This is a genomic window from Paenarthrobacter sp. NPDC090520, assembly GCF_044769205.1.
GTDB lineage: Bacteria > Actinomycetota > Actinomycetes > Actinomycetales > Micrococcaceae > Arthrobacter.
Genome location: NZ_JBIVXM010000006.1, coordinates 163424 through 176035, shown reverse-complemented (window position 1 = coordinate 176035; position 12612 = coordinate 163424). Strand labels below are relative to the sequence as shown.

2 protein-coding genes are annotated in these 12612 nt (G+C 65.0%); both read right to left on the bottom strand.

Translation table 11 applies throughout. From position 1 onward, the window contains the following. Positions 1-24: 24 nt before the first annotated feature. Positions 25-6204 carry an Ig-like domain-containing protein gene (locus ACIQTZ_RS09820; RefSeq protein WP_402979945.1) on the bottom strand — a complete coding sequence of 2060 codons (6180 nt, stop codon included), beginning with the start codon at positions 6202-6204 and terminating at the stop codon, positions 25-27. 178 nt (positions 6205-6382) lie between these two features. Further along, on the bottom strand, positions 6383-12517 hold the full coding sequence (locus ACIQTZ_RS09815) for an Ig-like domain-containing protein (protein WP_402979942.1): 6135 nt from the start codon (positions 12515-12517) through the stop codon (positions 6383-6385). Positions 12518-12612: the final 95 nt, after the last annotated feature.

Below are 12612 nucleotides of genomic sequence, written 5' to 3'. Positions count from 1 at the left end.
GTTGTTTGGCGGACTGGGGCAGCATCAGCAACCACCGGGCCTGGGTCCACTGAGGTCCACGGTGGTGGACTTCACGAACCAGCCTGGGTGGCTTCCCTCGGTCACGCGGTACCAGGGGGTGCCGTTGTTGTAGATGTCCTTCGTGCAGTTGACGTTCAACTTGCCCTCGGAACGGGACACCCAGCCAACACCGCACGATGGTCCGCTCGGGTTGTACGTGTCCGCTTGGCCCGGCTTTCCGGGGCACGTGTTGTTGTGCACCAGAATTTGCGATGGTGTGGGCGGTGGAGGCGGAGGCGTGGGATCGTCGCCGCTGGTGGCGTTGGCACTGCCTACGGGACCGGCAACGACCGTCACGGCACGCACCCGCAGGGTGTGCTGCTTGTCCCAGCCTCCGCCTCCGGCATCGAACCGGTTGGCTTTGCCCACACCCGTCCAGCCGCCGCCGTCCAGGCTGACCTCGTAGTGGTCCAGCGGGCGGCCGTTGGTGGCCGGGTTGTTCCAGGTCCAGTGGACCTGGCCGTCGCCCTTGGCCGACTTGCCGCCGTTGACGTTCGGTGCATTCGGTGGTCCGTACGGGTTGCCGGTACCGATCGCCTTGGCGTCGCCGGACTGGTTGTTCTTGACCGACGTCGCGATGATGTTGACCACCACGTTGGTGCCGTTGGGCTGGCCACCGATGTCCCCACCGCCGCGGCCGATCGGGCCGGAACCCGAAGCCGTCTGCCAGCGGTAGGTGATCTCGTTGTCCTGCGAACCGTTGCGTTCGGCAGCCGTCAGCGGCGTGAAGGTCACGCGCAACTGCCCGCTCGTACCGGTGGCAACTACCGAGCCGCTGCCCACGGTCCCCGGCTTGCCCGCGGCGCGGATGGCAGCGGACTGCTGGCTGACTCCACTGACGCCTGCCTTGTTGGTTGCCGAGACGGTGAAGGTGTAGTCCGCCTCGGAGTTGGCAACGGTCACGTTCTGCGACGTCGCTGCCACCGATTGGGAACCCACGACGGCGCCGCCGCGGTAGGTGGTCAAGGTGTAGGCGGACACCGCGTCACCGTTGTTGTTCGGTGCCGCCCAGCTGACCCGCAACTGGCTTTGGGTGCCCACCGATCCAGCCCCCGAGACTGAGGGCGCGGACGGCGTCGCCGGAATTCCGGCAGGAGTCTCGGCAGCAGAGTACGGGCTCCACTCGGAAGGCTCCTTGGCGTCATTCCTCGCCAGTACACGGACCTTGTAGGCCACGCCGTTGGTCAGTCCCTTCCAGACATAACTGGAACCGGTGAGGTTTTGGATCTGCGCGTTCTGTCCGGCGGGTGCCGGTGAAATCTCCAGGTCGTAGGACTTGACCGGGGAGCCCTTGCTGGCGGGCGGAACCCAGGCCACGGACAGTTGCTTGTCGCCAAACTTCAGCGACGGCGCCACCGGGGTGTCCGGCTTGACGTCCGGCCGGACCTCGGCCGAGACCGGCGACCTTTCGGACTCGTTGATGGCGTTGGTTGCCGTCACCGCGAAGTGGTACTTCACGTTGTTGGTCAGGCCCGTCAGCGTACAAGTGTTCGCGGGGCAGTCCTGCTTGAAGCCACCCTCGCCGTACACGGTGTACTTGGTGATGGGTGAGCCCCTGTCTGCGGGCGCAGTCCACGTCAACAGCGCTGTCTGGTCGCCCACGCTTTGGGCCTGCGGGGTGGTGGGCGCTGCCGGCTTGTCCTTCACCGTCAGGCGGACACGGGCCGTGGCATAGCGCGACAACTCGCCGGTCTTGTCCGAAATGGTGTACGCCACCACCATGGTCCCGGTGAAACCGCCGGCCGGCGTCACGGTGACGCTGTCGCCCCCGGGCTCGGCCGTGCCTTGGCCGGTTTCCACAACGGCGGAGACGATCTTCAAGGCCGTGTCCGGGAACGGGTTGGAGTCGTTGGCCAGAACGTTGACAGTGACGGGCTTTCCGGACTGGGCGTCCGGTTCCACGTCGTCGTTGGCCACCGGCTTGGGACGGTTGGACGCCGTGAGGGTCAACTTGTAGTTGGCGATCGCCTCCAGTCCCCGGCGGTCCTTGGCCTTGACCTGTACCGTGCCGCTTTGACCGATCTGGACGGAGTCGTCGGCGGAGACCTTGAGGGTCTTGCCGTCCACACTGGCCCGGAAGCCTCCCGGCACCGAACCGACCAGCTCGTAGCCCATGTTCTGCACGTCATCGGTGTCCGGATCGGACGTGAGCTTCCCCAGGTCCAGGCTCGCCGAATCGCCCTTGGGCACCTCGACGTCACTGCCCAGGAGTTCCGGCGGGTTGTTCTTGTTCGGATCGGGCAGCACCTTGGTGCGGATACTCAGCGTGGCCTTCAAACCGTTGGGGTCGTCAGGTCCGCTGCCGTCGGTGACCTCGAAGCTGATGGAACCGGGGCCAACGTACTCGGCACCAGCCGTGTACTTGATGGCCGTTCCGTTGTTGGCGATGGGATCGCTTCCGTCCCCGCCGATCAGCTTGATGCGGTCGGCCTGGGTGAGCCGGGGCGACTTCCCGTCACGGACCTTGACCCACTCGGCGAGGTTTACCGTGACGGACTGGCCGGAGACCAGTTCAATGACCTCGTCCTTGGCGAGCGTGGGAACCTGCTGTCCAACGCCGGGGACCCAAATGATCGCCGTGGACTTCTGGCCGTCGACGTCCTCAACGGTGTACGGCACAAGCTGCGGCTGCTCAGTGAGCTCGACAATCACGTTGCCCTCGGAGCCTGGCCGTGCGGTGGGAATGTCGGTGCTGACTTTGAGGTTCTCCCCCACGCCGTCCGGATCCTCGTCGTTCTTGAGCACGGGCACGTCAACGGCCGTCTTGCCCAGGGTTTGGGCGGACGTGACGCGGTCGTCACGGGCAATCGGCGCCTGCAGCGGAATGTCGTTCTTCACGATCACCCTGATGCTCGCCTGCCCCACCGCGTCGCGGTCATCGGCCACGGAATAGCGGACATTCACTGTTCCTTCCACCGCCGGAGCGGTGACCAGGATGCGGCCACTGGTCTTGCTCACGTGGGCGTCGAGGGACTTGTCAGCCTCGATGCTGTCCGTGAGGATCCGGATGGGGTCGCCGTCGGGATCGGTGTCGTTGGCTGTCGCGTCAACGGCGATCTGGCGTCCCGGGCGGACCTTCACTTCATCATCCACGGGGGCGGGCTTTTGGTTGTTTTCGCCCCGGGGCGCAACACCGACGGTCACTGTGCCTGTGTTGACCGCGCCCTGGCGGTCCACCACCTTGTAACGGAACGAGTCGGTGCCCGCGCTGTCACCGGCGGCGACGAAGTCGATGAAGTTGCTTCCCGCCGTCGCGGTTCCCATGGTGGGGGTGCTGTCGATGCCGGTGAGCTGCACCGAGTCGCCGTCGGGATCGATGCCGTCCAGCGGTACCGGAATCCGCACCGTTCCTCCGGCCACCACGCGGGCCGTCAGGTTCTGCGGTTGCGGGCGCGAGTTCTGTGCCCCTTCCAGCGGAAGGATGTGGATGGTCACGGCCGCCGCGCTCTTCTGGCCTTGCGGGTCAACCGCGTTGTAGATGGCGCGCACGGTCTTGGGCGTGGGTCCTGCGATGAAGCGCAACGTGTTCTCGGACACGAACGCCTTGCCGTCCTCCTCCACGATGTTCTGGGCCAGGACCGGATCAACCTTGAGCTCTTCGCCCTGCGGATGCGTGTCGTTGTCCAGCACGGGAATGGTGACCACGTCGTTGACGCGCACGTTGACTTCGTCGGGTTTCGGCTGGGGAGCTTCGACGACGGCGGGAGCCGGCACCGGAACGACGCCCACTGTTCCGGTGGCCGAGGAACGGCCATTGGACATGGTGTAGCTGAAGACGAACGGATCCTTGGAACCCAGCACATCCGTGACGCGCAGGACGCTGTGGTCGATCACGCTGACCGAGGCTGTGGACCCCTCCGGGACCGTCACCGACTGCAGCACAAGGACGCCACCGGATGGATCGGAGTCATTGGCGAGCGGATCCACGAGTACACTGCCGCCCACCGGGAGCAAGGCGACGTCGTGAACCGCCACCGGCGCGCCGGAATCCTTCCCGGACTCCACGTCCACGCGGATCAGCCCCTGGCTGCTTTGCGGGCCATTGCTGGCGATGTACGTCAGGTACACCGGACCGGGAGTGTTGCTCTTGAACGTAAAGGTGCCGCCATCGGTGATGGCGCCCAGCTCGGCCTGGCCCGCCGCCTCCACGTGGGCCACGCGCAAGGCACCGCCGTTGGGATCCACATCGTTCTTGAGTGGCGAAATCACCAGGTCCTGGCCCACCACTGCAGTGACGTGGTCGGCATTGACCACGGGAGCGAGTGCGCCCGGTGGCTGCACGTTGACCACCACGCGGCCGGTGGTGGTAGCCCTGCCGTCCCACACGGTAATCGTCACATTCTTCTTGCCCGGCGCGGCGCCTGCGTCCTGGTAGGTGAGCAGGCCGTCGCGGCGGACCTTGACCTGGTCCTGGTCATTGTCTGCCTTGGCATCGAGCAGCACCAGGTCGTCGCCATCGGGGTCCATCCAGTCGGTGAGGATGTTCTGGCTGACCGATTTGCCCTGCTCCACCAGCATGGTGGTGGGCTCGGCACGCTTGAAGAACGGCGGCTTGTTTTCCTCCGGTCCAACCACACGCAAGGTGACCTTGCCGCCTGCGGAGAGCCCACGGCCATCGGAGGCGTTGTAATCGAAGGTCTCCGTGCCCGGCTTCGCTTCCGCGGGAACCTTGATCTGGAAGGCCGAGCCGCCGTAGATGCTCTCCAGCGCGCCTGCCTTGGGACCGTTGGCGCCGACTGCCGCGGTGAGAACGTCGCCGTCGGGGTCCGAGTCGTTGTCCAGGATGCTCAGGATGGACGTCCGGCCGGGACGCACGCCGAACTCGTCCGGCTTGGTTTCCGGCGGCCTGTTGGGCTTGGTGCGGTCCGGCAGGACGTTGATGGTGTTGTTATCCGCGGATTCTTCGTCCTGGTCGTTGGACTGGTTCTTCGGCGGGACAACGTCGTCCCAGTTGTTGACCAACTGCATGTTCTGGTTGACCAGCCACACGCTGCCGGAGTTGACGTCGTTCAGGACCACCAGGTCACGGTTGACCCGGAAAACGTAACTTGGCGAAGCACTTGCCTTGGGGACATCGTTCTTCTTGTCGTCAGCGTCGTTTTCACAGTCACGGACGTACTTGTTGGCACCGGCCCACGCAGCGTGGACGCACTTGTTCACCTGTACGGGAGCCGCCGGAACGCCTTCGCCCCCGGCGGCAACCGTATCCGCCGTCGAGCCGTCCAGCGGTTGCTTCAGCAGCGCCTTCCGCGTGGAGATAGCCACGAAGCCGCTGTCCCCGCCGCTCTGCTGGAGCTTGGCTTCGCGGGCGTCCTGCAGGTTGAGTTTCCGCCCGCCAGGCAGGAAGAGGTTTCCGGACGCTGCATCGAGGACTACCGGTTTGTCACCCACCACCGTGAGTTGCAGGTCCCCCGCGCCCTTCAGTTCGTCCACTCTGGTGACGTCCGAGGTGGTCCGCTCACCGTTGGCATCAACGGTGGTCACCGTGATTTCGCCCTTGCCCGGATCCGCGGTGTAGATCCGGTTGTCCTGGCCTACTGCCGAGACCATGCCCTGGGAGCCGGTGAGGACCGGCTCGGTGCCTTCTTCGTCAAAGCCGTTGACGGTGGAAGGCGAAAGCGCCCACACCTTGCCTTTTGCGGGGTCGGTCACCGAGAGGACGGTGGAACCATAGCTGACCCGCGAGGACGACGGGAGCTGCTTGTCGCCACTGAGCTTCAGGTTCGCTGCGGACACCTGGTTGATGGTGGAACCGGACTCGTCGTCCACGAAGACGTTGCCGTCATGTTGCAGGACGTCGAACGTCGTGCTCGCAGGCGTCACGGCACCATCGAGGACGCGGCTGGGGTAGTTCAACCGGCCCACCGCGTTCTTGGTCTTGCTCACCACCCACACGCCGCCGTCGTTCAGGTCCACCTCGGCGGTCTTGAAGCCCGGGTACAGCACGGCGAACGCCACAAGCACTGCCCCGGCCGCGGTCACGGCTGTGGCAGAGACGAGTTTCTTGTTTCGACGCTTTTTCAGCCAGTCCTTGCCGAAGAAAGAAGTCACAGCCCCAAAATTCCCTTGTTGTTCCAGCTGCGCGAAGCAGCTTCCAGGCCAACCGGCAGGCGCCGGCAGCCAGACATTCCGCAGTACCCCCATACAGCGGCGGAATTTTCAGTGCCTAAGAATATCCCACACGCCACACGGCCATCCATGGGAACCCGATACCGGGCTCTCCATTGGCTTTGACAGCATACTGTCTTCGCAGCAGGCGGCGCGATGGGTACAAGTACCCGGCGTAACGGCGGGGCTTGGCTCTGCAACCATGGGGTCAGCGTCAGCATCGGGGTGCTCCGAGGCCTGCTGGATCGCCCAGGTACGTGTGACCTGCAATGATGTAGCGGCCAACGTTGCGGTAGGAACCGGATTCGATCCGCCACCAGCGCTGCATCCCTACCCAGCCGTCCGTCTGGTCGATGTAACAACGGACGACGATTTGCCCTTGGTCCGAGGTGTACATCCACGGAGGCTGGTTGCCGCCCTTGCCGTCACAGGTGTACTTGTTCGGATCGTAGTTCGATCCACCCAGGGTGTAGCTGCACGAGCGTTGCACAGCACCCGGGTTCATGGTGGTGGTCCATTCCCCCTTCTTGCCGGACTTGGCGCTGGCGCTGGCCACCGGTCCGCCTTGGCCCAGGGAGTTGAACGTTTGCACGTCAATGGTCCGGGTCTGTTCATAGCCGCCGGTGTTGATGGTCCTGCTGCCCGAGGCCGCCACGGTTTCCCATCCTCCGCCGTTGATGCGGATCTTGGTGGTCCGGACATCGTTGCTTGCTGAGGACGGCGAAGACCAATTGAGGGTTACCGATGGATCATTCATGGCACCATTCGTACCCGACGCGGACGGCGTCCCCGGCGCCCCGTACGGAGTGGCTGATGCCGGCGCACTCGCATCCGAACTCGGCGCCACCGACGACTGCGCCGTCACTGTGATGTTGCTGGCCTGTCCATTGGCGAAGCCACCTACGGTCTGGCCCGGCTGGATGGGTCCGGACTGCCCCGTGCTGGCCCGGTAGGTGTAGCTGACCTCGCTGGCGCTCGAGCCGTTGCGCTGGGCCTGGTTGAGCACAGTGAAGTTGATGGTCACTTGTCCGCCCGCTCCCCCGGTGTTCGCCGGGGTTGCACTGACGTTGCCTACGGTTCCCAGCTTGCCGGTGGCCCGTCGCGGGGCGGATGCGGCACTGACCCCGCCCTTCCCGGCCTTGTTCTCGGCCTGGACCGTGAACGTGTAGCCGGTTTCGGAGTTGTTGGCGGTAAACGTCGCGGTGCGGACGCTGCCTGCCACCGTCTGGGTTTGCGGGCTCCCACCGCCACCGCTCATGGTGACGTAGTAGTTCTTGATGGGGTCGCCGTTGATGTCCGGCTCGGTCCAACTGGCCCGGAGCTGGTTTTGGGAGCCAACGGAAGACACGACGGCGGTAGTCGGCGCCGCGGGGGCACCGGGAAGGCCCGCCGGGTGGTCTTCGGCGGAATACAGGCTCCAGTCCGAAGGTCCGAGGTCGTTGACGGCCTGCGCCCGCACCTTGTACTTCACGCCGTTCGTGAGGCCAGGCCAGGTGTAGCTGAGCCCGGTCACGTCGTTCTTCACGGCAATGCCGTTGGCAGGAGGTGGCGAGATTTCCAGGTTGTAGTGCTTCACGGGCGAGCCCTCGGTCTTGGCGGGGGTCCAGGTGATGGCCAGGTCCTTGTCGCCCGCTTTGACCGTGGGCGGCGCGGGCGGCGAAGGCTTTTCGTCGGGCCTGATCTCGTTCGACGCCACCGAGGCTGGGGACTCCCCTACTTCGTTGGTGGCGGTCACGGTGAAGACGTACTTGACGTTGTTGGTCAGCCCGGTCAGCGTACACGTGGTGGTGGGGCATTCCTGCTGGAAGCCTGCCGACTTGACGGTGTACTTGGTAATGGGCGCGCCATTGTCCGACGGCGGCGCCCACTTGAGCACGGCAGTGCGGCTCCGGACATCGGTTGCCGTCGGTGCCGATGGCGCGTCAGGTTTGTCCCGGACGGTGATCCGGACCCGGCCAACGGCCTGCCGGCCAGGATCGTCCGTCTTGTCCTTGATGGTGTACCTGACCACCAGCACGCCCTTGGACCCGGGAGCCGGGGTCACGGAAATCGAGTCTCCGGATATGGACGGTTGCCCGGCGGTTGAACCTGTCTCGGTCACGGCCGAAACGATCGTGAGCGGTTCGCTGAACGGGTTGAAGTCGTTGCCGAGCACGTTGACCGTTTGCGGCTTGCCGGCATCGGCTTTGTCCACGGTGTCGTCATTGGCCACCGGCTTGGGGCGGTTGGAGGACACAACCGTGACAGTGACGGCTGCCTTGACGGGCTCGGACCGCCCGTCGGTGACGCGCAGGGGAAGGACGCCGCGAGCGCCCGGGTTCAGGGAGCCACCCGGAGTGACTTTCAGGACAGTGCCGTCAATGCGTGCGTCGAAACCGCCCGGCTGCTGGCCGTCGAACTCGAACTTGAGCTTGCCCTGGTCCTGCTCATCCACGTCTTTGGCAAGGTTGCCCAGTTCCAGTTCGGTGGTATCGCCCTTGGGCGCGTCCATGGAGGCTCCGCTGAATGTTGGCGGATGGTTGGCGTTCGGGTCAGGAAGCACCTTGGTGATGATGGTCAGTGTCGATTTCAGGCCCTCGGAGTCGTCAGGCCCTGAACCATCGGTCACTTCGAAGGTGATGGAGCCCGGCCCCACGTAGTCTGCCTGCGCTGCGTAACGGAGCGCCGTGCCGTTTCCGGCAATGACATTCAGGGGGTCGCCGCCTTGGACTTTGATGGCGTCCGCAACGGTGATCCGGGGGCTTCGACCTTCCCGGACCTTGACGTAGTCCGCCAGGGACAACGTCACTTCCTTGCCGGCGGTCACCTCCACCACGTCCGTCTTGGCCAGCGTCGGGTACTGCAGCCCCTGGCCGGGAATCCACATGACGGCAGTCGCGGACTGTCCGTCGATGTCCGTGACGGTATAGGGAATCAACTGGTCCACGGGAGCCAACGTGACCACCACGTTGCCGGACGTTCCCACCCGCGCGTTCGGGTTGCCGTCCGGAAGGGAAATCTTCAGGTCCTCGGCCACGCCATCGGGATCGGAATCGTTCTTCAGCACCGGCACATCCACGGCGGTCTTGCCGAGCGTTTCCGCGAGCGTCACGTGGTCGTCCACGGCAATGGGGGCGTGCAGGGGTGCCGTGGCACTGGTCTGCACACGGATCACGGCGCTGGCTTCGGCTTTCTTGTCATCCTGGATCCGGTAGCTGACACTTTCCACCCCGGCCACGCCCGGCGCCGTCAGGACAGCCTTGCCGGCGGCAGCCTCTACCTGGAGCTCAGGCTTGGCCTCGAACGTGGGCACCAAGGCGATGGGATCGCCGTCGGGGTCTGAGTCGTTCTTGAGCACATCGACGGCGACGCGCCGTCCGGGACGGACGTCGATGACGTCGTCCACGGCGATCGGCTTCTGGTTGTCCGCTTCCGCGGGGGCGATTCCTACGATCACGGTGCCGGTGTTCTCGGCCCCGATCCTGTCCCGGACCCGGTAGCTGAAGGTGTCTGTTCCGGCGGACTTTCCACCGGCCGTGTATTCGAGGTACCCGTCCCGGAGGATGGCTGTGCCAAGGGAGGGTGCCTTGTCGATCCCGATCAACTGCACCGAGTCGCCGTCGGCATCGATGCCGTCCAGCGGAACGGGAACCCGCACGGTCATCCCGGCAACCACCCGCGCCGTCAGGTTCTTCGGTTCAGGACGGGTGTTCGCAGCATCGTCGCGGGCGCGGATCCGGATGGTCACCTGCTGGGAATCCGTCTGCCCGGATGCATTGCTTACTTTGTAGATCGCATAGACCGTCTTGGCCTCTTCGCCGGCGATGAACCGGAGCGTTTTGCCTGCCACGAACATGCGCCCATCCGCTTCGTCCGGCTGTTGCGCCAGGACGGGGTCCAGGGTGAGATCGCCCCCGTTGGGATCGGTATCGTTCTCCAGCACGGGAATGGTCACCACGTCCCCGGCACGGACGGTGACTTCGTCCGGCTTGGCCTGCGGAGCCTGCAGCTTGGTGGGCGCGGGGACCACTTGGACGGAAATGTCCCCGGTGGCCGAGGACTTCCCGTTGGAAATCGTGTACTTCAGCGACAACTGGCCCTCGGCCCGGATGTCCGTAATCTTCACCACCGAATGGTCCAGGACCGCCACGCTGACCGGAAGGCCATCGGCCGCCGTAACCGACTGCACTACCAGCACTCCGCCGGCAGGATCCGAATCATTGCCCAGGACGTCCACAACCGTGCTCCCGCCGCTGGGCAGCAAGGCGATATCGCGAACGGCTACCGGCGCGCCGTCGCTGTTTCCGGAGACCACGTCCACGCGAACCAGTTGCTGGGCGCTCGCCGGTCCGTTGGTGACCATATACGTGACGTAGTGTGCGCCCACTGCGGTGGAATTGAACGTGAAGGTCTGCTGGTCCGGTCCCACCACTGCAGTGGACTGGCCGTCGGGCTGTGCCTGGGCCAGCCGCAACGTGCCGCCCTGCGGATCGGTGTCGTTCTTCAGGGGCGCAATGACGGTGTCCTGGCCGGCCACGGCCACCACGTGGTCCGCGTTCGCGATGGGCGGCAGTGCCCCGGCAGCGCGGACGTCCACGCTGATCTGGCCTTCGGTGGTCAGTGAGCCATCCGAGACGGTCACGTTGATCGTCTTCCGGCCCGGACCCGCGCCGGAGTCCTGGAACGTGAGCAAGCCATCGGGCCTGATCCGGACCTGGTCCGCGGGATCGCTGCTGGAGGCCGAGACCGCAAAGAGGTCGTCGCCGTCGGGATCCATCCAGTCCGTCAGGATGTACTGGTTGGCGATCTTGCCCGACTGGACCACCAGTGTGGTGTTGCGGTTGGGTTTGGGCTGCGGAGCGTTGTTTTCTTCCGGCGGCACAATCCGCAGGTCCACCTCCGCGGACGCCGTCCCGCCACGGCCGTCGTCCACCGTGTACTTGAACGATTCCGAACCAGTGGTTCCGGCCGGGACCGCGATCTGGAAGCCGGTTCCACCGTAGACCGCGGACAACGCGCCGGACTTGAGCGGTTCTCCGGCGCTGACCGTCAGGACATCGCCGTCGGAATCGGCGTCGTTGTCCAGGACGGGAAGCAACGTGGTCTTTCCGGCCCGCACGCCATAAGCATCCGGTTTGGCCACGGGAGGCGTGTTGGGCTTGCTGCGGTCCGGAAGTACTGTCTGCTGGACCTCATCGGCGGAATCCTTGTCTGCATCGTCTGAGGTCTGCTGGGGCGGAATCACGTCCAGCCAGTTGTTCACCAGCTGCATGTTCTGGTTGACCATCCAGACGTTGCCGGAGTTGACGTCGTTGAGGACCACCAGGTCCCGGTTCACGCGGAAAACGTACGACGGCGATGCACTCGCCTTGGGTACAGCGGCGCGGTGGCTGTCAGCCTGGTTGGCGCACTCGCGAAGGTACTTGTTGGCTCCGGACCAGGCGGCGTAGGTGCAGCTGCCCATGTGGACGGGCGCCGCAGGAATGCCCTGGCCATCGGGCTTGACGGTCTTGGCCGTCCCACCGTCCAGGGGCTGCAGGAGCAACGCACTCTTGGTAGCGATGGCCACGGCGTCCGCGTCGGGTCCGGCTTGCTGGAGTTTGGCGTCCTTGGCATCGTCAAGGTGAACAGTGGAGCCACCCGGAAGGACCAGGTTTCCGTTGGCCAGGTTCAGCACCACTGCCTTGTCCCCCACGGCTGTCAGCTGGACCTCACCGGCAGCTTTGAGGGCGTCGTCGGTCCGGACCCGGGAGTCCACCGCGTTGCCTTCTCCATCCACTGTGGTGGTGGTGAGCTTGCCGGTTTTGGGGTCCAGGGTGTGGATGGCGTCGTCAGCCCCAACTATGGAGGTGATTCCCGCGGATTGTTCGATCAGCGGCTTGGATTCGTCGCTGAATCCGCTGACGGATGTCGGAGAGACCGCCCACACCTTGCCCTTGGACGGGTCCGTGACAGCCAGGACCTTGCTGCCGAAGCTCACCTTCGCGGAGCCTGGAAGTTTCTGGTCGCCGCCGAGCCGCATGTTTGCGGCACTGACGGGGTTGATGGTTGCCCCGCGTGAGTCGTCGATGAAAATATCGCCCGCTTGCTGCAGGATGTCGAAATCGTCGCTGGCCGGGACCACCGCGCCGTCCAGAGACTTGGACGGGTAGTTCAGGCGGCCGGCAGCGTTGTTGGCCTTGCTGACCACCCACACGCCGCCGTCGTTCAGGTCCACTTCGGTGGTTTTGAACCCCGGGTAGAGAATGGCGCCGGTGACAACTACAGCAACGGCCACCACCAGCGACGCTGCCCCGATGACCCTGTTGCGGCGCTGCTTTGCCGCGCTGTTTCCGGGCGCCCGGCGGCCAGGCCTCATGGACGGTGCCATCAACAATCCCCCGTGAAATTGGCAGCCGTCACCCTTCGCGCGGCTGGCTTGACGCGAACAGTCACCCAGCCTACCGGTTTAATCCATCGATTAGC

Coding starts and splice junctions, on each gene's coding strand:
- ACIQTZ_RS09820 (WP_402979945.1), bottom strand. CDS start 6,204: ATGGGGGTACTGCGGAATGTCTGGCTGCCGGCGCCTGCCGGTTGGCCT.
- ACIQTZ_RS09815 (WP_402979942.1), bottom strand. CDS start 12,517: ATGGCACCGTCCATGAGGCCTGGCCGCCGGGCGCCCGGAAACAGCGCG.